This window comes from Serratia sp. Je.1.23.a, from assembly GCF_051129805.1.
Taxonomy (GTDB): domain Bacteria; phylum Pseudomonadota; class Gammaproteobacteria; order Enterobacterales; family Enterobacteriaceae; genus Serratia; species Serratia liquefaciens.
In genome coordinates this window covers 883,884-908,556 of the sequence record NZ_JBCPSR010000002.1, presented here as the reverse complement: position 1 = coordinate 908,556, position 24,673 = coordinate 883,884, and the positions used below count along the sequence as shown (strand labels likewise).

Sequence of the window (24,673 nt, the reverse complement as noted above, 5' to 3'; positions counted from 1 at the left end):
CTCCGGTTAGAACGGCTTGTTTTTCCGCTCGATGCCGTAACGTTCGATCTCTTTGTACGGCACGATGATGGACTGGCGCTTGCGTACGTCGACGATGGTCATGCGATCGGTGCAGGAGTAGCAGGGATCGAGACTGCCGATAATCAGCGGGGCGTCGGATACCGTATTGCCGCGCAGCATGTAACGCAGGGTGGGCCAATTGGCATAGGTGGCGGCACGGCAGCGCCAACGGAACAGTTTCTGGTTGTCGCCGGTCATGCTCCAGTGGATATCATCGCCGCGCGGCGCTTCGGCAAAGCCCAGGGCAAAGCGGTGCGGTATATAGGTGAAGCCGTCCACCGCCAGCGGTCCGCCCGGCAAGCTTTGCAAACCGAACTCGATGATGCCGAGCGAGTTGAACACTTCGTGAATACGCACCTTGAGGCGGGAATAGACGTCGCAGCCGCTTTCCACGCATAACTCCACCGGCAGTTTGGCGTAGCCGGCAAACGGATGGTCGATGCGGGTATCGCGACGGTGGCCGCTGCCGCGGATCATCGGCCCCACGTTGCTGTAATCGCGGGCCACCTGGGGATCGAGACGCCCAACCCCGACGCTGCGTTGTTCTGTGTTGGGCGTACTGAGCAAGATATCGACCAAATCCACCAGTTCGCTGCGCATTTGCGCGGCCAGCTTCAGGGTTTGCAGCATGTCCTCTTTCAAAATATCGCGGCGGATACCGCCAATCAGGTTCAAACCATAGGTTTTGCGCGCGCCGGTCAGTATTTCTGCCATCTTCATCGACTGCTCGCGTACGCGGAAGAACTGCATAAAACCGGAATCGAAGCCGACGAAATGGCAGGCCAGACCAAGATTCAACAGGTGGCTGTGCAGGCGCTCCACCTCCAGCAGGATCGAGCGGATCATCTGGGCGCGTTCCGGCACCTGAATGCCCATCGCATTTTCGACCGAGCTGGTGTAGGCCACGCTGTGGGTAAAGCCGCAAATGCCGCACACCCGGTCCGACAGAAAGGTGACTTCGTTATAGCCCATACGGGTTTCGGCCAGTTTTTCCATCCCGCGGTGCACGTAGAACAAGCGGTAGTCGGCGTCGATGATGTCTTCTCCATCGACAAACAGGCGAAAGTGCCCGGGTTCGTCCGAGGTGATGTGCAACGGGCCAATCGGCACCACATTGGCTTTGGCTCCGGCCAGGCTCTCGAACGGATAGGTTTCCACATCGGTGGTGGGCGCGGGGCGTTGACGATAGTCCATCGCGTCTTTGCGTAGCGGGTAAAGATCGTCCGGCCAGTCGTCAGGCAGCACCAGCCGCCGCTCATCCGGCAATCCCACCGGGCGCAGACCGTACATGTCTCGCACTTCGCGTTCGCCCCAAACCGCGGCGGGCACGCGCGGCGTGACGGAAGGGAACTCCAGCGTTTGGGCATCCACTTCGGCGCGCACCGTGATCCAGCATTTGGTGCCTTGCTCCATCGACAGAACGTAATACAGCGCGTAATGGCCGCACAGCGTGCGCTCGTCGTTGCCAAACAGCACCGACAACCAACCGCCTTGCTGGTAATACAGCCATTCCACCACGTCCGGCAGCGAATTGAGCTTAACGGTGACCGTCAACTGATCGGCGGTTTGCCATTCGGCTGCCAGCATGGCCGCAGGGAATTGTTGCTGCAACGCCGCCAGATAGTGCTGGCCTTGATGTTCGTTAGTCATTATTGATTGCCTTTGTCATTATTCAGCCGACGACCAGCCAGGAAACCAGCGCCAGAAAAGCCAGTCCAAAACCGGCCCAGGTGGTACGGGCCGTTTTCAGGAAGCGCAAACGCGCCACGCTATTTTCTATAACCGCGATCAGCGTCAGCGCGCACAGCAGCTTGAGCAGTGCCAGGACCAGCGCCGCCGACAGGTGAAGGACGGTAAATTGTGCCGCTTGCCCCCAGGGCAGAAACACGCCGAGGAACAGCTGCAGCACCACCAATTGTTTGAGGCTGATGCCCCATTTCAAAATGCCGAGCTCGGCACCGGAATATTCCGTCAGTGGACCTTCCTGCAGCTCTTGCTCGGCTTCCGCCAGGTCAAAAGGCAGTTTGCCCATCTCGATATAGGTGGCGAACGCACAGGCCAGGGCGGCCAACAGCAGCGGCAACCAAGCGGGGTGTGGCAACGTCAGCAGGCTCTGCACCATGGCGCTCAACTGAGTCGAACCGGCCACCAGGGCGGTCACCCACAGCCCCAACAGCAGGATGGGTTCGACCAGAATGCCCAATACCGCTTCGCGGCTGGCGCCGATGGCAGTAAAGGGACTGCCGGTGTCCAGACCGGCAATGGCGAAAACAAAGCGCACCACGGCGAACAGATAGATCAGGGTGATCACATCACCGATGGCAGGCAGCGGCGAGGCGACAGTCAGCATGGGCAACGCACAGGCGATGGCCAGCAGGGTGCCGGTCAGCAAGTACGGCATAGCATGAAAGGCCAGACCGGAAGCCGTCGGTGCTACGTTCTGACGCTTCAACAATTTGGCGATATCGCGATATTCCTGCAGTACTCCGGGGCCGCGACGGTTATGCATCCGCGCGCGCAGCACGCGGCTGACACCAGCAAACAGTGGGGCGACGGCCAGTAACAGCAAGGCCTGCGCCAGACCGAGTAACACATTGGGATAGGTCATTGTCATCTCCTCAGGCAAAAGCCACCACCAACAGCACCGCAAGCTCCACTGCGGCCAGGCCGCGGCAGAAGGCAACGAAGGCGTTACAATGTAACGGGTTGATCAAAGATTCCGGCAGCCAGCGGCGCAGTTGATAGAGCGGCGCGAACATCACCCGAAGCGGTTGGGCAAAACCGGTGGCGGTGATCACCATCGCCTCCTCATGACCATATCCGCAGGTCCAGGCGCTACCCTGTACCCGGCGAGGTTGACGACGGGTCTGATAACGTGCAGCAATCAATAGCGGCAGCAGCGGCATTGCCAGCAACAAAATGGCGATCAACGGGGTAGAAACCAAAGTGTCGGAAACGGAGAGGGATTGTTCGGACGTCATGCCGATCAGCCGGGCAAACAGCGGGATGATCCAGGGCGCACCCAGGCCGCAAACCAGACACAGCAACGCGGGCAGCGCATGGCTCAGCGTCAGGCAGAGGTTAGCCTGCACAGCCTGGGCCGCCGCAGCGCAGCGTGGGGCTCCCAAACAGGCGACGCCAAACACCTTGCTGACGCACATCACTGCCAGCGCACCGGTCAGGGCCAGCGCCACCGCCAGCAACGGCCCGAACAAATGGCCAATAAAGCCAGGGGCCGCACTGAAATGGAACAGTCCCTGATAGATCAGCCATTCACTGGCGAAACCGTTCAATGGCGGCAGTGCGGCCATGGCCACCAGGCCGATCAGCAGAGAAATGGCGGTCCAGGGCATCAGCCGTGCCAGCCCGCCCATTTTCTCCATGTCCTTCAGCCCGGTTTGTTGTTCAATGGTGCCCGCCGCCAACAGCAATGCGCTTTTGAACAGGCTGTGGTTCAACAAATGGAACAGGCCGCCGATCAGGGCGAACGCCGTCAGTAATGGCTGTTGCAGCGCCATACCAACCATGGCACCGCCAATGCCCAGCAGGATGATGCCGATATTCTCCAGCGTGTGGTAAGCCAGCAAGCGCCGCAGATCGTGCTCCATCAGCGCATACAACCCGCCAAAAAATGCGGTGCCGGCGGCCAGCAGCAGGACCAGCAATCCCCACCACAGCGGGGGCGTACCCAGCAGATCCAGTCCTATCTTCAGGATCCCCAGCAGGCCGACCTTCATCAGTGCGCCGGAAAACAACGTGGCGGCAGAGGCCGGCGCGCTGCTGTGGGACTGAGGCACCCAGGCATGCAGCGGCATCACCCCGGCAAAAATGCCAAACCCGGCCAACGCCAGCAGGAAGACGCCGTTACGCAGTGCATCCGGTAATGGCGTAGCGCGGATCACGCTGAATTGCAGGCTGTGGCTGTGGGTATAAATCAGTGCGAAAGCGATAACCAACAGCAGGGTGCCCAGGCGCATCAGCAAAAACTGGCTGTGCCCGGCCCGCAGACTTTTCGCGTTCGGGGCGAGGACAATCAAGAAATAGCCGCACAGCGCCGCCAGTTCTAACAGCAACAGCAAGGCCAGTGCATTATCGGCGATCGCGGCGGCGCTGAGCGCTGCCAGCATCAGATTGATCAGCCCGCCCAACCGACCACCTGCACTGGCGTTCAGGTTCGCGACGCTTCCGATGTGATACAGCGCGGCACAGATCCCACACAAAGCCATCACCAGCAATAACAACGCATTAATGCCGCTGATTTCCACCGCATAACGCAACCAGGGCAAACGGGTGCTGTGCAGCGGTGCGAACAGCAGTTGTCCGGCGGCCAACAAGGTGGCGATGGCACACAGCAAGGTGCCGCCACCCAGCAAGGCATTGACACGCGGCCAGGGGGCCAGCAGCCAGCTCAGCAACGCGAACAGGAGATACCCGACGAATGCCAGAGTCAGCAACGACAATGGGTCGGGCGCAATGGGGTAAAACATCAATTCGGCTCCTTGCGGGATTCTGGGGCGGTAGCGAACGGCAGCTCGGCGCTGAGCGCCTGCATGGCGTTGCGCCTTTTCTGTTCGCTGGCGTTACGCACGTCGTGGTCGCTGACCAAGCGAATGGCCTGGGTAGGACAGGTACGGATACAGGCCGGGCCTAAGGGGGTGAAAGCGCAAAGGTCGCACTTGACCGCCACGGCGCGGACACCGGGCACGCAATCCAGGAAGGCGCCAATCGGCCGCGGCGCTTTGGCGGCAGGCAGGGCCAGCGATGTGTTGCAGTCTGAGGGGATCGCTAACGGGGTGCTGCCGCCGAAGCCTATGGCGCCGAACGGGCAAGCAATACCGCAGAGTTTGCAACTGACGCACAGGCTCTCGTTCAGGACGATGGCATCATCCTGATAGCGAATGGCGTTTACCGGACAGACCTGCGCGCAGGGCGCATCCTCACATTGATGGCACATCACCGGTGCCGAATCGCGGGCGTTACGAATCACCTGCAAGCGGGGTAATGCCTGCAAACCCCGTTGCCGATGTTCTGCAGAACAACTGGCCATGCAGGTATTGCAGCCAATACACAATTTGGGGTCCGCAATAATAAAGCGGTTCATGCACACTCCTTGCTTCGTCATTTATGACGAAATCGTCAGTAAAAAATGACGTTTCGACAGTTTTCTGTCAGTGAGTAACGCCGACAGTCAGACGGACAGGGTTATTTTTTTCAGTGCGTCATGAATGGCGTGGCCGTCATGCAGCGAATCAAACAGGCATTGGTAAATAACGGCGATCTTATCCAGATAATGTTCAAATACCGCCGGCATATCGCGATTGTTTATTACACCGTCAATATTGCCGTCTTCATCCAGCGAGGCATGGGCGAAGGGGGCGAAATTCTCGGCTTCATGCGGCGATGCCAAATTAATGCGATAGCAGATATCACGGCTGTAAAACCCCTCACTTAATTGAATGCTCACCGTGAAGTGGTTGAACAGTACAAAACGCAGATCGTCGTCCTGACCGTAAGTAAACTGATGATTAATCTTCTTTTTAGTGGTGGTAACCGCTTTGATTAAGGTGCTGTGGTAGGTTTGCCACTGCGCCATCAGGCGGTTGCTTTTGTTGGCGATATAATCGGCCTGGCTGGTTACTTCACTGATAGTACTCATTGTCGTCACTCAAAATTGATGGTCATTGTCGAATCGCTTCGGGTGAACGGCTTAAAGCATAAAGCGTGCCAGTCTCTGGTGATTTTCATTATTTCCTTTTAATTCAATCATCAGGGTTGGAATTAATCTTTAAATTGGATTGGGGGCTGCCAGCTAATTACTGTCGACGTCATGACACTCGACAAATATGCCGAATGGGTTTTGGCACCATATTTGCAACGCAGGGTGACGAAACGTTTTATCACCCTGAGTGGAGGCCGGATGCACGAAATAACCTTGTGCCAACATGCGATGGAAATAATGCAGCAACAGGCTCGTCAACATCGTGCGAAACGTATTACCGCGGTGTGGTTCGAAATTGGCGCATTTTCCTGCGTGGAGGCGGAATCGCTGCGGTTCTGTTTTGACATGGTATGTCGCGACACCCTGGCCGAAGGCTGTGAGCTGCATCTGACTGAACAACGCGCCTTGTCCTGGTGTTATGACTGCCAGGATGACGTCGAGCTGTTGATCCCGCAGGTTTTGGTCTGCCCGCACTGCGCCGGAAGAAACCTGCGGGTGCAGGCCGATGATGGGTTGCAAATAAAACGTCTGGAAATTGAATAACTGAAAGGAGAAAGAACATGTGCAGCACTTGCGGTTGTGCCCATGGGGAAATGACGATTGAAGGGCAAGCAAAGGTACCGTTTCGCCCGCAGCGGCCTCTGCAGGGGGACCTGCATTATGGACTGGGATTGGCGGGCACCCATGCGCCGGGCATCAGCCAGCGGCGAATGCTGGAAATAGAAACCCGGGTGTTGGATAAAAACGATCGTCTGGCCGAACGTAATCGCCAGTATTTTGCCGAGCAACAGATCCTGGCGTTGAATCTGGTTTCCAGCCCCGGTTCTGGCAAAACCACCTTGCTGACCGAAACCCTGCTGCGGCTGCGCGGGATGCGTGAGTGCGCGGTGGTGGAAGGAGACCAGCAAACCACCAACGATGCCGAACGTATCCGCGCCACCGGCGTGCCGGCGATCCAGGTCAATACCGGCAAAGGCTGTCACCTGGATGCGCAAATGGTTCACGAAGCCGCCCAGCGTCTGGAGCTCAAGCCCAGCAGCCTGCTGTTTATCGAAAATGTCGGCAACCTGGTTTGCCCAGCCAGCTTCGATCTGGGGGAGCGGCACAAGGTGGCGGTGCTGTCGGTCACTGAAGGGGAAGACAAGCCCCTCAAGTACCCGCATATGTTCGCCGCCGCACGTCTGATGCTGCTGAACAAGGTCGATCTGCTGCCGTACTTGAAGTTTGATCTGGCCGCCTGTATCGCCAATGCCCGTCAGGTTAATCCCGACATCGAGATAATTACCCTTTCTGCGACTCAGGGGGAAGGGATGGATCAGTGGTTGGCCTGGCTGGAGCGGCAGCTATGTGCATAGGGATCCCCGGGCAGATCGTGGCGTTGGATCAACACCAGCCTCAGCACGCCTGGGCCGACGTCTGCGGCGTGCAGCGAGAAGTGAATATCGCATTGGTTTGCCGGGAGGGTGAACCCAAAGAAGCGATGCTGGGGTGTTGGGTATTGATTCACGTGGGCTTTGCGATGAGCCGCCTCGATCAACAAGAGGCCGAGGATATGCTGGCAGCACTGCAGGCGATGGGGGAAGTGGAACAGGACGTGGCGCTGTTTTTGGCGGGGGAGGATAACCATGGATTACGTAGATGAATTTCGCGATCCGCAGCGGGTAAAGAAACTGCTGCAACATATCTGGCACCGCGCCGCACAGTTGCCGTTTACCGCCGAACGACCGCTGCAAATCATGGAGGTGTGTGGTGGCCATACCCATGCGATATTCCGCTTTGGTCTGGACAAGCTGCTGCCGGCGCAAATCGAATTCATTCATGGCCCCGGCTGCCCGGTTTGCGTTTTACCTATGGGGCGCATCGATGCCTGCTGCGAAATCGCCGAGCACCCCGAAGTGATTTTTTGCACCTTCGGCGATGCGCTGCGGGTGCCAGGACAGCAGGGGTCTTTACTGCAGGCGCGCGAGCGCGGGGCCGACGTGCGCGTGGTCTACTCACCGCTGGATGCCCTGATGCTGGCGCGGCAAAATCCGCAACGGCAGGTGGTGTTCTTCGCGCTGGGTTTTGAAACCACCATGCCGGTCACGGCGATCACCCTGCAACAGGCGCGGCAGGAAGGCCTGGACAACTTCAGCGTATTTTGTCAGCACATCAGCCTGATCCCCACCTTGCGCAGCCTGCTGCAACAGCCGGATGTACGCATTGACGGTTTTCTGGCACCCGGCCACGTCAGCATGGTGATAGGCACCGAGCCCTATCATTTTATCAGCAGGCAATACCACAAACCCCTGGTGGTGACCGGCTTTGAGCCACTGGATATCTTGCAAGGGGTGCTGATGCTGGTCGAGCAGTTTCTTGGCCGACAAAGCCAAACCGAAAATCAATACCGGCGGGTGGTACCGGAACAGGGCAACCGGCTGGCACAGCAGGCGATGAGCGAAGTTTTTGTCCTGGGAGGCGGCAGCGAATGGCGCGGGCTGGGCACCATTGCCGACTCAGGCATTGCCCTCACGCCAGGCTACCAGGCTTTTGATGCCGAACGTCGTTTTCGTCCGCAGCGGCGGCAAGTGGCTGACGATCCGCGATCCCGCTGCGGAGACGTGCTCACCGGGCGATGCAAACCGCGCGACTGTCCGCTGTTTGGTCGCGGTTGTACGCCACAAAACGCATTTGGTGCGCTGATGGTCTCGTCCGAAGGGGCCTGCGCCGCCTGGTACCAATATCGCCGTGAAACAGAGGAGACGCCGGCATGAATAACGTGATTACTATGGCTCATGGCAGCGGTGGTGCTGCCATGCAGCAATTGCTGGACGATCTTTTCCTGCCGGCCTTTGCCAACCCGCAGTTGGATCAGCGTGAAGATCAGGCCCGGTTGGATTTGGCCGAGTTAACGCAGCAGGGCGATCGGCTGGCGTTTACCACCGACAGTTACGTGATTGACCCGATTTTCTTTCCGGGCGGAGACATAGGCAAGCTGGCCATCTGCGGTACGGTCAACGATCTGGCGGTGAGCGGCGCGTTGCCGCGCTATCTTTCCTGCGGCTTTATTCTCGAAGAAGGCTTGCCGCTGCCCGAGTTACAACGCGTGGTCGCCTCGATGGCCGCCACCGCGCAGCAGGCCGGTATTCGCATTGCCACCGGGGATACCAAGGTAGTGCAGCGTGGCGCAGCCGACAAAGTGTTTATCAATACCGCCGGTATCGGGGTGATCCCGTCCGGTCTGAACTGGGCGGCGCAAAATATCCGCGTCGGCGATGCCGTGATTGTCAGCGGCACCCTCGGGGATCACGGGGCAACTATTCTCAACCTGCGCGAAAAGTTGGGTATGTCTCTGGGCGTGATCAGCGACTGCGCGGTGTTAACGCCGTTAATTGAGCCATTGCGTGCCATTCACGGTGTGCGGGCGATGCGTGATGCGACCCGTGGCGGGGTGAATGCCATTTTGCATGAGTTCTCCCGTGCGGCCGGCGTGGGCATCGAGGTGCAAGAAAGCCTGTTGCCGATCGCCCCGGCAGTGCGTGGCATTTGTGAATTGCTGGGGCTGGACGCCATTAATTTTGCCAACGAGGGAAAACTGGTGGTCGTGGCCGCACCGCAAGCCGCACAGGACGTGCTCTGTGCCTTGCGCGCTCACCCATTGGGCGCGGACGCGGCGCTGATTGGCACAGTGACGGAGGGGCGACAGGTAAGGCTGCAGGGCGCTTATGGCATCAGCCGCCTGTTGGATTTGCCGCATGCCGAGCCTTTGCCGCGGATTTGTTGATCCCGTCGGGGGAGAACGTCGCGGCCCAGCGTTACACTTTGCGATGTGACTCACAAATCTTCATCGCGACTCAGGCAAGTGATAAACAATGTCGAATGCACAATTAGAAAAACAAGAACTACTGGAAATTACCCGCACGCTGCTGAGCCAGCGCAGTTTCACCGATCTGTTGCTGCAACTGCGTCAGATACTGCAACGCCTGCAATTGGCGGATCAGGTCACGCTGGTGCTGTTTGACCCTGACAGCGAACGAGTCAGCTTTTATGGCCTGGATGCGCATCGACAGCCGGTGAGCTATCAGGATGAGACCCTGCTGGCAAATGGCCCGGTAAGTCGGCTGCGACAAAGCCCGCTGCCACAGCGCTGGCAGAGCGATGATCTGCACGCGCGCTATCCGCAAATCGGGGCTCTGGCGCTGTATTTACCCTTTAATCAGTATTGCCTGATGCCGCTGCATGCAGGCGGTACCCTGATAGGCGGTTGTGAAGTGTTACGTTGTCACTCGGCGCCGTTCGCCGACGCCAGCCTGGTGCAGTTGCAGACACTGATGGAGTTGGTGGCATTGGCGGCAGAGCAGCTCCAGCTGCGGGAGGAGGCGGAACTCCGTCAACGGCAATTGCGCCATGAAAGAGATGATTACCGTATTTTGGTCGACGTGACCAACGCGGTGCTGTCGAAACTCGATTTGGATGATTTGATCGGTGAGATCTCAAAGGAAATTCACCGATTCTTCAAAATCGACGCGATCAGCATTGTGCTTTGCGTCGATAAAACCGAACAAGTCACCATTTATTCCACCCACTATTTGCAAGAGGACGTGGTTGAGCGTCAGCAGTACAGCGTAGCGCTGGCGGGCACCTTGTCGGAACAGGTGATGCAAAGCGGTGAAATGCTGCTGTTGAATCTGAAGCATTCCGACCGGCTGGCGGCCTATGAGCGCCAGCTGTTCGATCTCTGGCATGAGCAAATTCAAACGCTGTGCGTACTGCCGTTAGTTTTCGGCAACAAAACCCTGGGCGTACTCAAGCTGGCGCAATGTCAGCCGGACAACTTCAACGCTGCCAACCTGCGGGTGTTGCAGCAGATCGCCGAGCGTATTGCGATTGCGGTGGATAACGCGCTGGCCTATCAGGAAATTAACCGGCTAAAAGAGAGCCTGGTGCATGAGAACCTGTATCTGACCGAGCAGATTAATGGTAATAACCCGGACTTCGGCGAGATTGTCGGCCGCAGCGTGGTAATGTCCGCCGTGCTCAAACAGGTGGAAATGGTAGCGAAAAGCGACTGTTCGGTGCTGATCCTCGGCGAAACCGGTACCGGTAAAGAGCTGATAGCCCGTGCCATCCACAACCTCAGCGAACGACGCGATCAGCGCATGGTGAAAATGAACTGCGCAGTCATGCCGGCCGGGTTGCTGGAAAGCGATCTGTTTGGTCATGAAAAAGGGGCATTTACCGGGGCGACCAATCAACGAATGGGGCGTTTTGAACTGGCGGACAAGGGAACGCTGTTTCTGGATGAGGTAGGCGAAATTCCCGTAGAGCTGCAACCGAAATTGCTGCGGGTACTGCAGGAGAGGGAGTTCGAGCGCGTTGGCGGTAACAAGGTGATTTCGGTGGACGTGCGCCTGATTGCCGCGACCAACCGGGATCTGCAACAGATGGTGGCCGACCGCGAGTTTCGCAGCGATCTCTTCTATCGGCTTAACGTCTTCCCGATCGTTATTCCGCCATTGCGTGAGAGGCCGGAAGACATCCCGCAGTTAGTGAAGTTTCTGACCTACAAAATTGCGCGCCGTATGAAACGTACCATCGACAGTATCCCGGCGGAAACCTTGCGCCTGCTGAGCCAAATGCCCTGGCCGGGAAACGTGCGCGAGCTTGAGAACGTCATCGAACGTGCGGTACTGCTGACGCGTGGTACGGTGCTGAACTTGCAACTGCCTGAGTTGCAATACCCGGTCCCTTCGATGGCGCTCCCGGTTCCCAAAGCGGAGCCCAGTCAGCCAGGGGAAGATGAGCGTCAGCAGATTATCAGGGTGCTGAAGGAAACCAACGGCGTGGTTGCCGGCCCACGCGGGGCCGCTCAGCGCCTGGGACTGAAACGCACCACGTTGCTTTCACGCATGAAGAAATGGGGGATTTTGGTTAAGTGAAGCGCCGCGTGGGTTAGGGGCAGCTAATGAGGAATATCCCTCATTGCGGCTTTAGGCTGAGTTACCTAAGCTAAAGCTGCAATGCAAATCGCACATAAGGAGATCATCATGACTAACTTACCATCCGAAGATCGTAATCCTGCCCCTGATGCCGCTGAAGAAAATGCGTTCTTTCCGTCACCTTACTCTTTGAGTAAATACACGTCGGCAAAGACGGATTTTGACGGCGCCCACTATCCTGCGCCTTATAAAGGCGGCAAGTGGAAGGTGTTGATGATTGCGTCTCAGGAACGCTATCTGATGATGCAAAACGGAAAGTTTTTCTCTACCGGGAACCACCCGGTGGAGATGTTATTGCCCATGCACCACATGGATCTTGCCGGATTCGAAATCGACGTTGCAACGCCATCCGGCGACCCGGTAAAGCTTGAGATGTGGGCATTCCCTGGTGAGGATGCGGCGGTTAAGGCCACCTATGAGAAATATCGCCGTCAGCTCAAGCAACCGAAAAAACTGACTGAGGTAGTGAAGGATTTGGATGCGGGTAATTATATCGGTGTCTTTATCCCGGGCGGTCATGGGGTACTTAACGACATTCCCTTCAGCGAAGACGTGAAAAAAACGCTGTTCTGGGCCCATGATAACGACCGTTACGTGATTTCACTGTGCCACGGGCCTGCCGGATTGTTGGCGGCGGGTTTGGGTGAGGACAAGGAAAACTTCTTGTATCGCGGTTACGAGATCTGTGTGTTCCCGGACTCGCTAGATACCGGCGCCAATATCGATATCGGTTATATTCCGGGGCCAATGCCCTGGCTGGTCGGTGAACGCCTTGGCGAACTGGGCGTCACGATCCTCAACAGCGACATCACCGGGAAAGTCCACAAAGACCGTCGTTTGTTGACCGGCGACAGCCCGTTGGCCTCCAACAATCTGGGTAAGTTGGCCGCAGAGACATTGCTTGCCGACGTTGCGGCTCGATGAACGGTGTCAGTGACGCGACATAGGTTTAAGAACGGCGTTCTGTTTTGCCCTGGCATCTGCAAGGGTGACATAAATCTGACGACGAAAAAACGATATTATTCAGAGGGGGAGTGATTAAGGCTCAACCCACGCCAACAGGCGCGGGTTGAGCAGATTCAACAAGATTTATGACGTTGCGTCACCGATATCCATCGGCTTTTGTTTACGAAGCAGGTGCAGCAGCAATGATACGCGGCGCTCTGTCCGTTCCGGCGTGTCCGGTGGCAAGTTATAGCGCAGAGTGTAACGCTCGTTTTTTTCATTGAAGAAATCGATGACCAGTACGGGGACCGAAGCACCCACCACTTTTCGATAGTTCAATGAGATACCTGACAACCTTCTATTCATTGAAACATCCATTATTCATCACCCTACAGCCAGGGGACGACGGGTTGACATGGCGATGCGGCCGATGCCAAAACTGAGCGCCGCGCCCAACAGCAGGATCAGCAATGAACCCCATGCCGCGCGTGATACCTGTTTGGCCGCCACTTCCGCCGCTTCGCGGGCTTTTTGCTCGGCCTGCGCCTTCAGCTGGTCGACCTTTTGTACCGCCTGCTGATAAGCCTGGGCATAGTTGTCTACGATCTGGGTCGCTTCTGCACGGCTCTTGCCTGTACGGGCTGCGACGATATTCACCAGCGCATCCTTATCAGCCGCATTCAGGGTAGGTTCACCGGATTGCTTGACGCGTTCAAACCATTGCTTGAGCTCTGCAGCCGCCTGTGTTGGGTCAGTGGCTGCATCAGTAGCGGTTTGCTTACCATCCGCAGCGACGCTATCGCTCTTTTGTTCCAACTTGGACGGGTCCAGCTCAGCCTTGCCGCTTTGCTTGAGGGTGGTGGTTAACTGGTTTTCCAAATTACCCCAGTCCAGGCTGATGCCATTTTTGTCTAACTGCTGTTTGACGTTTTCGCCAATGCCCGGCGCTGCGGCGGCAATACCGTTGCCGGCCAAAGAGAGCCCCTTGCCGACGGCGCTACCGGCCAGACCGACCACGCCGCTCGCCACAGAAATCACCAGCCACGTCGTCAGTAATGTGGTCACTGCCCAGCTCAGCAGACCGTGCAAACCGCCACGGTTTGGCGAAGTTCTGCCGGCGACAAATGCACCAGCCGCCAGCGAGACCAGGGTAGTGACAAACAACCAGATCCCGGTGCCCGTGCCAAAGCCACTCAGAGGGTTGCCCTCATGCAACGGATCCACGGCCGAAGCGCCGATGGCCGTGCCCAGCACGCTCAGTATCAGATAGGTCACCAACGCCATGGCACTCCCGGCCAATACCGAACCCCATGAAACGTGAAACGCAAAGCGATTGGATTCATAGACAGTGGTCATTGTTATTCCTTATATTGACTAAACAAGTGGTTGTACGCACAGCACAGGGCCGCGCCGACAGAATCAGTCTGCCGCTTGGCACCACTGACCGTCCCGGTTCATTTGCACCGACAAAGCTAGTGCATTCACACCCCGCGAATGCACCTGTTACGCACTATGCTGTTGGGAACAGCGCCACTATTAGGCACTTCGATCGCCGTCAGGCGGCCAAGCCACTTCGTCTTTTGGAGAAAACATGAGTCAATCCATCCTTGCCAACGAAACTAACCGTAGCCAGCTACAGCAGATCATCTCAGGGTTGTCGGAAGGGGTGATCCTGGCCGAGGTCGACCAGACCATTCTGTGGGCTAACGAGGCAGCGCTGAGCATGCATGGGTTGAGCAAGTTGAGTGAGCTGGGTGCCAATGGCGGTGAATATGCGGAGCGCTTTGCCTTGCGTTATCGCAACAATCACCCTTTGACGCCGGAACAGTATCCGATTAACCGGGCTGCCAACGGCGAGACCTTCAGCGACGTACTGGTCGAAGTTCGGCCCGCCAGCGAATCGGAGTACCTGTGGGTTCACCGTTTACGCAGCCTGGTGATCACCGACAGCAAAGGGCAAGCCGAATTGCTGGTTTTGATCCTGAGTGATGCCACCGAGTGGGCCAGTGCCGAGCAGCGTTTTGAAAAGACGTTCAACGCCAACCCGGCACCGGCAGTGATCTGCAGCCTGAGCGACCTGCGCTACATAAAGGTCAACCAGGGGTTCCTCGATATGACGGGCTATACACGCGATCAGGTGATGGGCACTTCGGTGTATGCGCTGGACGTGCTGGAACAGGCGGAACGCAAGGAACAAGCGGTGCAATTGCTGAGCGAAGGGGCGACCATTCCACAGATGCAGGCCGAGCTGAAGCTGCCGGCCGGCGGAACCAAGCTGGTGATCGTCGCCGGCCAGCCGCTGGACATCAATGAAGAAGATTGCATGCTGTTTACCTTTACCGACCTCGAACCCCGTCGCAAGGCGGAGTCGGCGCTGCGCGAGAGTGAAGAGCGGTTTGCGAAGTCCTTTCGTTTAAGTCCGGTGCCCACGCTGGTGTGCACGGCGGACAAGCAGCGGGTGCTGGACATCAATGAGGCCTTTATAAAAACCACCGGATACGCCGCCGAGGAGTTAATCGGCAAGACGGTCGAAGAGATCAATGTGATCGATGGGCAAGGGGAATGCCGGCGGTTATTTACCACGTTGGAAAAAAGCGATAACGTCGAGAATCAAGACCTTAAAATACGCAAAAAGAGCAATGAAACCATCGACTGCGTGGCTTCAGCGGATGCCGTGAGCATTCAGGATGCCCGCTGTTATCTTCTGGTACTGATGGATATTACCGAACGCAAACGCTCTGAACTTGATCTGGTGGCTGCCATCGAGGAAGTCATGCAAGACGCTTCCTGGTTTAGCCAGACATTGCTCGAAAAACTGGCCAATGTGAAAAGTATCAATAAGCCTAACCTGGCGGGGTTTTCCTTCACCGATCTTACCGCCCGCGAGCGCGACGTATTGGGGTTGATTTGCGAGGGGCTGCCGGACAAAAAGATCGCCGCGCGCCTTAATCTTGCCCCGAATACGGTGCGTAATCATGTGGCGACGGTCTATTCCAAACTCGACGTCCATAGCCGCGCCGAAGCCATCGTCTGGGCCAGAGAGCGGGGGCTGTTTGCCGGTGAACGGTCGTCTAAAAATGGAAAGTAGGGTGCAAATGCACTGGCCAATCCCCTGCAAATTGACCTTATGAGCGGTTCATCAACGGCTTACTATCGTGAGACAAGGCAGGCATTTGCACTATGCAAACGTCGAAACAAACCTCACTCAGGAGTGCAGAATGAACAGCGATAAAATCAACGGCGTGATGGATAAAGTGGTAGGCAAGGCGCAGGAAGTGGCCGGTGATGTTACCGGCGATGAGCGTTTGCAGGCTGAGGGATCTACCCGCTACGTTGCCGGCGCACTACAAGAAAAATATGGCGATGCTGTTAGCTGCGTCAGCGATCTGGTCAAGAAGAAACCTCTCACTACGGTAGCGATTTTTGCTGGCGTGAGCCTGTTGGCAGGCCTGCTGCTACGTCGCCGCTGAGGCTGTGGATTGACTGACTAACGCAAATAAACCCCAGCCTGACTCGCCCGCATCCTGCGGGCGAATGCTTTCCCCGCACCGCTGCACATTGTATTTTGTGACAAAAAAGCCTCTTTTACTCCCCTTCGTTTTTTGCGTCTGAGCCATAGGTTCTATATATTTATTAACAGGCTCTGAATAAAGATGCGAATACCAGCCCGCATTGTGCATCAGTGGCCAGTATAATCAGTTTGCAAAGATGTTGACGGAACATGTGCTTTCGGGAGCAGAGTAAAGGTCAGTGAGGAACCTATTGCCTCTTGATGTTGCAACCGAGCAGACAACGACTCACAGGTTACGAGGAACTATCATGCATAAAAGAACACTGGCGTCATTGCACTACGATAAAATGCCTTACGATGGGGTGTATTACCATATTCTGAAACGCGAGGCACATGGGCACACGGCGCTGTTGAAACTTGATGCTGGCAGTCACCAGTCAGCCCGCCTGCATCCGGGCTGGGTCAAACTGATGGTCCTGTCCGGTGAGCTTAAGATCGGCGACCAAACCCTGCAGTCCCATGAAATGTTTATGATCCCGGCCAATACCGCCTATACCGTGGATGCTCTCACAGAGGTTTACTGTCTCGCGATTTCCGAACTGGATGGCGTGGAGTTGGCGCGCTAATTCTTGTTCTGCCAGCCTGCCGAACACTGAGCGCAGGCGATAATCCCACTCTATTTTTCAGACCTGTCTATCACGGGCCAACCTTGTTGGCCTGTCAGGCAGTGCCAATAAGGAGGGCGCTTTGAGCCATTCCACAGCGTTGTTAACCCAAATCCAGTCTCTGGAAACGATGTTGCATCAGCCACTGCTGCGAAACGATTCGGTTACGGTGGAAAAACTACTGCATGATGATTTTGAAGAGATCGGCCGTTCGGGACAGCGCTACAACAAGGGGCATACCATTGTGGCATTGCAGGAAGAAACTGGCCAGGCGCCTATTTATGCCGAAAATTTCAAGCTGTCCACTATTGCCGAAGGAGTGGTGTTACTAACCTACAGAAGTTTTCAGCGCGGCGCCGACGGCAACGTGACCCGCAGTACTTTGCGCTCTTCGATCTGGCTGCGATCGTCGAGCGAGAACGATGACCATTGGCAGATGCGGTTCCATCAGGGAACGCCAACGGCAGAGTGAATCCATGTAGTTACGGATCCTCCATCAGGCCTATCAACCGTTGCATATTGTCCCCACAGGAAATACCCTCCGGCCGATTTTTGAGGTTGGCGATCATAGCTAATACTGCTTTTTTGCTCTCCTTAAGTTGTTGTTGTAATTGTTCAATCTCGGCTACGCGGGTATTGAGGGAATGGATCAGCCCTTCGTGATCCCAGCCCGCTTGATTGTGCGGCAGGAACTGACGTATTTGTTCAAGCGAAAAGCCTGCCTGCTGGGCGTTATCGATGATCTTCAGTACACCTGCAACTTCGGGTGAGTAGTTTCGGTAGCCATTGCCTTGACGTGGAGGAGGGCTGATTAAGCCTTCTGCCTCGTAGAAACGAATCCGGGAGGGAGAGAGCCCCGTTGCCTTTGCCAAATCCCCAATCTTCATACCGTTCGAAAAACCCCTATTGACCTTAAAGCTAACTTTAAACCTATACTCTCTAAACGGTCAACGCAGGACCGAAGGCAAATCCGCGTTCGGGTGCAAGGTTCCTTGGCATTTTCCAGAACCGGCCTTTCCTGCGCGTGGCCGAGAAAAGCATCACCCTTTGACTAATTGCTGAATGGGAGAATTGATATGGGTTACGTAACCACTAGCGATGGCGTTGACATTTTCTACAAGGACTGGGGACCAAAAGATGGAAAAGTCATCTTTTTCCATCATGGCTGGCCGCTGTCTAGCGATGATTGGGATGCCCAGATGCTGTTCTTCGTCAACCAAGGATTCCGCGTTGTTGCGCACGATCGGCGTGGCCATGGTCGTTCCAGTCAAGTATCGGAAGGGCATGATATGGATCACTATGCGGACGACGTTGCTGCGGTAGTGAAACATTTGAGCGTGCAAGGTGCCATGCATGTGGGTCACTCAACGGGCGGGGGCGAGGTGGTGCGTTACATCACGCGTCATGGTGAGGATAAGGTATCGAAAGCCGTACTGATCAGTGCTGTGCCGCCGTTGATGGTGAAAACCGACAGTAATCCGCAAGGGACACCTAAATCGGTATTTGATGATTTCCAGGCGCAACTGGCCGCCAATCGGGCGCAGTTCTATTACGATGTTCCCGCGGGACCTTTCTACGGCTACAACCGGCCCGGCGCCAAGCCGTTGGATGCGGTCATCTGGAACTGGTGGCGGCAAGGCATGATGGGCGGCGCCAAGGCTCATTATGACGGCGTCGTCGCGTTCTCACAGACTGATTTCACCGACGATCTCAAGCGTATTTCCATCCCGGTTTTGGTGATCCACGGCGATGACGATCAAGTGGTTCCATACCAAGATTCAGGCGTGCTCTCGGCCAAGTTGGTCAAAAACGGCAAGCTTATTACCTACAAAGGTGCGCCGCACGGCATACCTACGACCCATGCTGATCGGGTCAACAGCGATCTACTGGCCTTTGTAAATAGCTGATGCGGGAAACACGGTTCTCGTGAAAAAAACAGGCTCCTTCTGGAGGGGCCTGTCGCCCGCCCCCTTTGGCAGCGCCTTCTGAGTGCGTAAATAGCGCCATACTGCAAAGATGAGAAATTGAAATGCAAACGATTCTGGGGGCCAATGGCCAGATCGCCCAAGAGCTTGCGCGAGAGCTGAAGCGTTCATACACCGATGATCTGCGGTTGGTCAGTCGTAATCCGCGGAAGGTCAATCAAAGCGATGTGCTTATCGCGGCAGACTTGCTGGATGCACAACAGACTCTTGAAGCTGCAAAAGGCAGCGACACGCTTTACTTCGTTGCAGGATTACCACCGGATTCAGCACTGTGGGAGAAACAGTTTCCAACGATGTTAAAAAATGCGTTGGACGCGAGCCGCTCGGTAGGAGCTCATTTTGTTTACTTTGATAACACCTATATGTATCCGCAGAACAGCGATGTGCAAACGGAAGAAACCCCATTCGCGCCTAAGGGGCGAAAAGGGCAAGTGCGAGCATTGATGGCGAATATGGTGCTAAAGGAAATGGAGCAAAAGAATATTCCCGTCACTCTTGGACGTGCCCCCGAGTTCTATGGGCCGGGGAAAACGCAGAGCTTCACCAATGCGTTAATCATCGACAAACTCAAGGCGGATGAAAAACCGTGTGTCCCTGTACGTGACGATACACTACGTACCCTTATCTGGACACCTGACGCCAGCCGTGCGCTGGCTGTTCTTGGCAATGCACCCGATACTTCCGGTCAGACGTGGCACTTGCCGTGCTGCGATGATCGACTGACTTACGCTCAATTCGTTTCTTTGGCCTGTGAGGTATTCGGGAAAAATATCTCTTACTCCGTCATCAACAAATGGGTCCTAAGTGTTACGGGCCTGTTTTCAAAAGGAGCCCGTGAGATTCGGGAGCTGTTACCGCGATATCAGCAGGACAATTTGTTCGACTCGACAAAATTCAAACGCCGCTTCCCAAACTTTAACGTAACGACGTATCGCGAGGGGCTGGAGGAGATCAGGCGTGAGTGGCAGGACAAAAAGGTTGGTTGAGCAGAAGCAGTTTCAGTGACAACGTCACAATTATCGCATTATGTTAAATAGAATTTTAGGTGCCTGAGTTCAAATGACAGTGATAACTTAATGTAAAACATGATGTTATTTGATTTTTGTTAGAATGATGATTTACCGGATACTGAACTGAGTCAAAAATTGCTCCTGAATTTTTAGCGACGCCTTAGAAACATGGACAGCGCAGCGACAAATTATCCTGGTAAACAGATCACCGGTGAGCGGATATCCGCGGGTTTTACTCATGGCATAATCGCTCATCATCAACGAGGAAGAGGATCTGTTTTACGTCAGGGCTACTGATTTGTGCTTTAATCCTGCCCAACTCAGGGTGAATATGCAGATATATTGGTCGATTTAATGCCAGTTAAACAGTGCATTTTGGTGAAATCTGCAAGGGAAATGCTGCCAGGCTTTCTCAGATTTCACGTAGCGCGATCAAAATAAAACAGGGAAAAGGATGATGTTTAAGAAAGGCAGGCCGAAAATGCTTTTTCGCAGGGAGAACACTACTGCAAGGGGAGCAATCCGCCATGGTGGTGAGTACCGCTGGCAGCGCCATAAGAAACACGCGATTGATGAGAACTTGCCGATGCGGGAAGGCATGCACGGCAGAATGCAACAAGGTATTGATTACACGCCGTTGTTCAAATTTTTGCTGCGTAACGTTGGGCAACCGTGGATTGATGTGCATCGTGAAGCAATAAGTCGACTGGATAAGGAAGAGCCGATTTTTTATTTGGTTGCATTACAGCGTAAAAATTGGAGCAGCTACGTACGTTATGGCGAATCGAGTTACTACAGCGGGCTTTGCATCGATGAGCAAGGATTGCTGCAGAAGGTTAATCCTGAATTCACTGCAGAAGACGTCCCGGTTCGATGCCGTTGTTGTACGTATACCTTTAATGGTGAACGAGTACCTGTAACTGAAAAGAACTGGCTAAAACCTTACGAAAAGGAAAACTGGGAATGATGATGAAAGAACAGGTTCTACAGAAAGAAAACCCTTGGGGGCGGGTAGTCAGGTTAAGGCTCAGCTATCTCAATATGCAATTTAACATAATATACATTATGCGTACCAATGTAACTCTACGTAAAATCTGAGCTTTTGGGCTTTACCATGGCTTTACCATGCCTTTTATTCATATCCCGTTTTCCCGATGCTTTACGCTTAATGCCATGCTGATTCAAACACTCAATGTTTCATCCGGAATCTCTTCGCCATGAAAACCAAATTCACACTGAGTTCTTCTCACCAGTTTTGCACTGTGCACTAAAAAGCATTCTCCCTTGTGCCGATGTTTTCCAGAATAGATAACCTTCTTCACGCGCAGGATTATGGCAGTTCTCATCTTGGTGATCGTACATCGCAAATTGTGGCCTGGTGTTTTGGGATGAAATGACATCCATGGCCGGTGCACTAATATGAAACAGGATCAGCGTTTGAACTCATACTGCGTATACAGCAATTCTGGGATAGAAACATCAACTCGCACCTCACTCATCGTGACATTGTCACCTTAACCAAACTGCTTTTATCTGGGCATATGCCCTGTAACCCCGATTCATTCAGCTTGCGCTTGGTGTCCAGCAGCGTTTTCCGCTGATTACTCAGCGTCGCCATCATGCGATCAATCTCCTCAAGCCGCGCATCAAGCTTCTGCATAAGGCTGTCCTGGTACGCCATTCCTTCCAGCGACAGCACGCCGCGGATCGTATCCAGTGCAAAACCCAGATTTTGTCCGATCTGGATAAGATGCAAACGCTCCAGCGAGGTCTCGCTATAAACACGATACCCGTTGGCGCTGCGCGATGCCTTAGGCAGTAATCCCTGTTGCTCATAGTAACGTATGGCCGATGCGGCGAGACCCGAACGCTCTGCCAATTCCCCTATTTTCATTTCGCTTGACCTTAAAGTTAACTTTAATCTTAGTATACACGGGTTCTCTTGTTGAGGCAGGTTTGGCACGAATGGCTTTGGTCACTCGCCGCTTACGCGCACTGGGTGAAGGGCGTACTCGCGCCAGCCGTTATTCCCCCCTGTTTACATTAATCATCAACCAGTTACGTACCAAGCGCATCACCCGTCGTTATCGTCAATGGCGCCAGCAGCGGGCCTAAGCCATCTCGTTACGTGCGCCCTGTCAGCAAAAATAAACTGCATAAAATTCGATCGCTTCGCCCTGCTTATCGGGTGAAGCGTAGAGTTACCCTCTCTGTGAGGCGGCAATGGCAATCGTAAGCCATGGAAAGTACTCGCTCACGATTGCCGCAAAAGGACTGCCTTAGATAATGTATGAAAGTAAAAAGGTCATCCCTAAAGCCAGCACCGAAGCGATAAAGGTTGCCGTGGTGTAGTACTTGAACGTTTCATTGAGCGTTGCGCCGCAATACTGTTTCACCAGCCAAAACAATGAATCGGTCACTATGGTGCAACCGATAGCGCCAGAGCCTATGGCAATGGTCACGATCTCCGGGCTGACGTCAGGATAGAGCGCTAACATTGGTGCGACAATGGCCGTTGCTCCCATCATGGCAACGGTGGCGGAGCCCACTGCCGCATGAAGAATAAGCGCGACTAACCATGCCAACAAGATCGGATGCATATGCAGATTGGAAAGCATTAACGCCAGGGTGTCCGCTAAGCCGCTGGTCTTCAATATGCTGTTGAAGGCCCCGCCCGCGCCGATGATCAACAAGATATTGGCTATAGAAGCAAAACCCGTTTCCGTGTGACGCAACAGCGTACTCATCCCCATATGACGGCGGATGCCCAGAACGTAATAGGCCACAAACACGGCAATGAACATGGCGATAATCGGGTTGCCGATAAACTCCATCAGGCCAAACAGACGCCCTTCTTTAGCCAGGTTCAGCTCCGCTACCGTCTTCACCAACATCAGCACAATCGGCAATAGCACCGTAAACAACGTTGCCCGCAGCGAAGGCAGCTCATGTTCTTCTCGTACGGTCAGATTGGAAAATTCTGGCGGTACCGGCTTAAACGGCAAGCGTTTCCCCAGTATTTTCAAGAACAACGGCCCGCCGACCAGAGACGCCGTTAAACCGACGAGAAGTCCGTAAACAATCACCGTTCCTACGTCTGCACCCAGTTTATTGGTCACAAACAGCGCCGCAGGATGTGGAGGAACGACGCAATGCACTGCCATCAATGCAGTACAAAGCGGTATGGCCAGTTTAAGCAGCGAGGTGCCGGTTTTTCTGGCGATGGAAAAAGCCAATGGAATCAATAACACCACGCCCACTTCGACAAACAGTGTGATGCCGCAAACCAAGCCTACCAATACCATAATGACATCGACGGAAAGCCAACGGCAGCGCTGCAGCGCGATACCAATGCGTTCTGCCGCACCGGAAACCTCCATCATCTTGCCAAGAATGGTGCCCAGCCCAATCACCGCGGCCAGGAATCCTAGCGTGCTGCCAATGCCATTTTCTATGGCATTGACCATATCAATCGGGCCCATCCCCATCATGCCACCGACAAAAAAGCTCGCTAACAACAACGCTAAAAAAGGATGAAACTTGAACTTTACGATGGTCAAAATGATGAGTGCAATACTGGCGATCAGCGTGCCGGCAACCCAAATGTGTGAATCCATGGCCCATATCCCCTGTCATTGAATTGTCTTTATTGGACAGGAAAACGACGATCGGTGACAAACGATAAAAATCTCACCTCACATGAGTAAAACAGAATCAAACGAGTGACTTGCGCCAAGAAATGGTGCAATTTAGCGACATGCATCAACTTTACTCACCAAACTGATGCGTAGAATGCAGGTTTTTATACTTTCAGGGGGAAATATGTCGGGGAACCATCTGTTAACGGGTCAGCACCGATCGCTTAATGGCTGGCAGCTATCACGGCTGTTTACATTTGAAGTGGCGGCTCGACACGAGTCTTTCGCCATGGCGGCGGATGAACTGTCGGTGAGCCCCAGTGCGGTAAGCCATACCATTAATCAACTGGAAGCGAATCTCGGCTTAAAGTTGTTTATTCGTTCTCATCGGAAAGTTGAACTCACCGTTGAAGGTGAACGGGTTTTTTGGGCGTTAAAAACATCATTGGGTACCCTGAACCAGGAAATATTGGATATCAAGAACCAGGCGCTGTCAGGCTCCCTGACGGTTTACTCCCGGCCGTCGATCGCCCAGTGTTGGATCGTGCCGGCCCTGGCCGATTTTTCTCGCCGTTATCCCGCCATCAACCTGACTATTCTGACTGGTAATGAAAACGTCAATTTCCAGCGGGCAGGCATTGATCTGGCCGTTTATTTTGATGCGACTCCCTCATCACAGCTTCATTACCAATACCTGATGGATGAGGCAATTATTCCCGTATGCAGCCCGGAATATGCAGCCCAATTTGAGCTGGTCAATTTTCCCGGCAACCTCTCACACTGCACCCTGCTCCACGATCGTCAGGCCTGGAGCTATGATTCTGGTACGGATGAATGGCATAGCTGGGCTCAACATTTCGGTGTCAATCTGGATACATCGCCGGGAATAGGATTCGATCGCTCCGATCTGGCCGTCACTGCGGCAGTGAACCACGTTGGCGTTGCCATGGGCCGTAAGCGACTTATCCGCAAGCAACTCAGTACCGGCGAGCTGGTTGCGCCATTGCCCAAAATGGAGCTGAAATGCGATCAGCACTATTATGTATCAACGCTTTCCGACCGCCAGTGGCCAAAAATTGATGCCTTCATCGTTTGGTTAAAAGAGTTGGTAGACAAATCTGAATAGGTTTCACCACGCCAAAAAAATCAGTATCCCGATTGC

General features: G+C 54.7%; 26 protein-coding genes. 16 read left to right on the top strand and 10 right to left on the bottom strand.

Annotation, left to right across the window (positions count from 1 at the left end; genetic code table 11):
- Positions 1-6 precede the first annotated feature (6 nt).
- The 5 genes from AAZT04_RS12015 to hycA form a co-directional block, all read right to left on the bottom strand.
- Entirely contained in the window at positions 7-1,710 is a 1,704-nt protein-coding gene (locus tag AAZT04_RS12015; RefSeq protein ID WP_046373544.1) for an NADH-quinone oxidoreductase subunit C, read from the bottom strand.
- Positions 1,711-1,732: 22 nt separating this feature from the next.
- Positions 1,733-2,668, bottom strand: a complete 936-nt coding sequence (locus tag AAZT04_RS12010) for a respiratory chain complex I subunit 1 family protein (protein WP_434680193.1) — start codon at positions 2,666-2,668, stop codon at positions 1,733-1,735.
- Positions 2,669-2,678: 10 nt separating this feature from the next.
- Positions 2,679-4,547, bottom strand: a complete 1,869-nt coding sequence (locus AAZT04_RS12005; RefSeq protein WP_434680191.1) for a proton-conducting transporter transmembrane domain-containing protein — start codon at positions 4,545-4,547, stop codon at positions 2,679-2,681.
- Entirely contained in the window at positions 4,547-5,161 is a 615-nt protein-coding gene (locus tag AAZT04_RS12000) for a 4Fe-4S dicluster domain-containing protein (RefSeq protein ID WP_434680189.1), read from the bottom strand. Before AAZT04_RS12000 ends, AAZT04_RS12005 begins: the two co-directional genes overlap by 1 nt.
- A gap of 87 nt (positions 5,162-5,248) precedes the next feature.
- Positions 5,249-5,716, bottom strand: coding sequence for a formate hydrogenlyase regulator HycA (gene hycA, locus AAZT04_RS11995; protein WP_020826910.1), 468 nt, complete (start codon positions 5,714-5,716; stop codon positions 5,249-5,251).
- Positions 5,717-5,977: 261 nt separating this feature from the next.
- Between hycA and hypA the strand changes: the two genes are divergently transcribed.
- The 7 genes from hypA to hchA all read left to right on the top strand — a co-directional run bounded on the left by hypA (position 5,978) and on the right by hchA (position 12,681).
- Entirely contained in the window at positions 5,978-6,322 is a 345-nt protein-coding gene (gene hypA / locus AAZT04_RS11990; RefSeq protein WP_020826911.1) for a hydrogenase maturation nickel metallochaperone HypA, read from the top strand.
- A gap of 17 nt (positions 6,323-6,339) precedes the next feature.
- Positions 6,340-7,134: a hydrogenase nickel incorporation protein HypB gene (gene hypB, locus AAZT04_RS11985; RefSeq protein WP_122079345.1), complete on the top strand. Its 795-nt coding sequence runs from the start codon at positions 6,340-6,342 to the stop codon at positions 7,132-7,134.
- Complete coding sequence (gene hypC, locus AAZT04_RS11980) at positions 7,125-7,421, top strand: HypC/HybG/HupF family hydrogenase formation chaperone (protein ID WP_020826913.1); 297 nt, start codon at positions 7,125-7,127, stop codon at positions 7,419-7,421. Before hypB ends, hypC begins: the two co-directional genes overlap by 10 nt.
- On the top strand, positions 7,405-8,532 hold the full coding sequence (hypD, locus tag AAZT04_RS11975; RefSeq protein ID WP_371077978.1) for a hydrogenase formation protein HypD: 1,128 nt from the start codon (positions 7,405-7,407) through the stop codon (positions 8,530-8,532). The genes hypC and hypD overlap by 17 nt, the downstream gene beginning before the upstream one ends.
- Positions 8,529-9,542, top strand: coding sequence for a hydrogenase expression/formation protein HypE (hypE, locus tag AAZT04_RS11970; protein ID WP_434680184.1), 1,014 nt, complete (start codon positions 8,529-8,531; stop codon positions 9,540-9,542). The genes hypD and hypE overlap by 4 nt, the downstream gene beginning before the upstream one ends.
- An 88-nt stretch (positions 9,543-9,630) precedes the next feature.
- Positions 9,631-11,697, top strand: coding sequence for a formate hydrogenlyase transcriptional activator FlhA (gene flhA / locus AAZT04_RS11965; RefSeq protein WP_115058808.1), 2,067 nt, complete (start codon positions 9,631-9,633; stop codon positions 11,695-11,697).
- Positions 11,698-11,805: 108 nt separating this feature from the next.
- A complete protein-coding gene (gene hchA, locus AAZT04_RS11960) occupies positions 11,806-12,681 on the top strand; it encodes a glyoxalase III HchA (protein WP_434680181.1) in 876 nt (291 codons plus the stop codon).
- 165 nt (positions 12,682-12,846) lie between these two features.
- On the opposite strand, the gene AAZT04_RS11955 is transcribed toward hchA, so the two are convergent.
- Positions 12,847-13,068, bottom strand: coding sequence for a hypothetical protein (locus AAZT04_RS11955; RefSeq protein WP_041414564.1), 222 nt, complete (start codon positions 13,066-13,068; stop codon positions 12,847-12,849).
- Positions 13,069-13,086: 18 nt separating this feature from the next.
- Entirely contained in the window at positions 13,087-14,058 is a 972-nt protein-coding gene (locus AAZT04_RS11950; protein ID WP_115058806.1) for a hypothetical protein, read from the bottom strand.
- A gap of 235 nt (positions 14,059-14,293) precedes the next feature.
- Here AAZT04_RS11950 and AAZT04_RS11945 point away from each other — a divergent pair, with 235 nt between their 5' ends.
- The 4 genes from AAZT04_RS11945 to AAZT04_RS11930 all read left to right on the top strand — a co-directional run bounded on the left by AAZT04_RS11945 (position 14,294) and on the right by AAZT04_RS11930 (position 17,350).
- On the top strand, positions 14,294-15,790 hold the full coding sequence (locus tag AAZT04_RS11945; RefSeq protein WP_434680179.1) for a PAS domain S-box protein: 1,497 nt from the start codon (positions 14,294-14,296) through the stop codon (positions 15,788-15,790).
- A gap of 130 nt (positions 15,791-15,920) precedes the next feature.
- The gene (locus AAZT04_RS11940) at positions 15,921-16,172 is read left to right on the top strand and encodes a CsbD family protein (protein WP_020826921.1); all 252 of its coding nucleotides are present in this window, start codon (positions 15,921-15,923) and stop codon (positions 16,170-16,172) included.
- Positions 16,173-16,521: 349 nt separating this feature from the next.
- The gene (locus tag AAZT04_RS11935; RefSeq protein ID WP_020826922.1) at positions 16,522-16,839 is read left to right on the top strand and encodes a hypothetical protein; all 318 of its coding nucleotides are present in this window, start codon (positions 16,522-16,524) and stop codon (positions 16,837-16,839) included.
- Positions 16,840-16,960: 121 nt separating this feature from the next.
- Positions 16,961-17,350: a DUF4440 domain-containing protein gene (locus AAZT04_RS11930; protein WP_371077981.1), complete on the top strand. Its 390-nt coding sequence runs from the start codon at positions 16,961-16,963 to the stop codon at positions 17,348-17,350.
- 10 nt (positions 17,351-17,360) lie between these two features.
- On the opposite strand, the gene AAZT04_RS11925 is transcribed toward AAZT04_RS11930, so the two are convergent.
- Complete coding sequence (locus tag AAZT04_RS11925) at positions 17,361-17,765, bottom strand: MerR family transcriptional regulator (protein WP_020826924.1); 405 nt, start codon at positions 17,763-17,765, stop codon at positions 17,361-17,363.
- A 189-nt stretch (positions 17,766-17,954) separates the two neighbouring features.
- Here AAZT04_RS11925 and AAZT04_RS11920 point away from each other — a divergent pair, with 189 nt between their 5' ends.
- The 3 genes from AAZT04_RS11920 to AAZT04_RS11910 all read left to right on the top strand — a co-directional run bounded on the left by AAZT04_RS11920 (position 17,955) and on the right by AAZT04_RS11910 (position 20,840).
- Positions 17,955-18,785, top strand: coding sequence for an alpha/beta fold hydrolase (locus AAZT04_RS11920; protein WP_020826925.1), 831 nt, complete (start codon positions 17,955-17,957; stop codon positions 18,783-18,785).
- Positions 18,786-18,907: 122 nt separating this feature from the next.
- Positions 18,908-19,849, top strand: a complete 942-nt coding sequence (locus tag AAZT04_RS11915; protein WP_261439546.1) for an SDR family oxidoreductase — start codon at positions 18,908-18,910, stop codon at positions 19,847-19,849.
- 478 nt (positions 19,850-20,327) lie between these two features.
- Complete coding sequence (locus AAZT04_RS11910; RefSeq protein WP_116690454.1) at positions 20,328-20,840, top strand: hypothetical protein; 513 nt, start codon at positions 20,328-20,330, stop codon at positions 20,838-20,840.
- A 528-nt stretch (positions 20,841-21,368) separates the two neighbouring features.
- Here AAZT04_RS11910 and AAZT04_RS11905 read toward each other — a convergent pair.
- Positions 21,369-21,767 (bottom strand): MerR family transcriptional regulator, encoded by a 399-nt coding sequence (locus AAZT04_RS11905; protein ID WP_048758889.1) that lies wholly within the window; start codon positions 21,765-21,767, stop codon positions 21,369-21,371.
- Positions 21,768-21,838: 71 nt separating this feature from the next.
- On the opposite strand from AAZT04_RS11905, the gene AAZT04_RS11900 reads away from it, so the two are divergent.
- Entirely contained in the window at positions 21,839-21,988 is a 150-nt protein-coding gene (locus AAZT04_RS11900; protein ID WP_434680173.1) for a hypothetical protein, read from the top strand.
- Positions 21,989-22,152: 164 nt separating this feature from the next.
- On the opposite strand, the gene dsdX is transcribed toward AAZT04_RS11900, so the two are convergent.
- Positions 22,153-23,490: a D-serine transporter DsdX gene (gene dsdX / locus AAZT04_RS11895; protein ID WP_187962913.1), complete on the bottom strand. Its 1,338-nt coding sequence runs from the start codon at positions 23,488-23,490 to the stop codon at positions 22,153-22,155.
- A 205-nt stretch (positions 23,491-23,695) separates the two neighbouring features.
- On the opposite strand from dsdX, the gene dsdC reads away from it, so the two are divergent.
- Positions 23,696-24,637 carry a DNA-binding transcriptional regulator DsdC gene (gene dsdC, locus AAZT04_RS11890; RefSeq protein ID WP_129940620.1) on the top strand — a complete coding sequence of 314 codons (942 nt, stop codon included), beginning with the start codon at positions 23,696-23,698 and terminating at the stop codon, positions 24,635-24,637.
- The last annotated feature ends 36 nt before the right edge of the window (positions 24,638-24,673 follow it).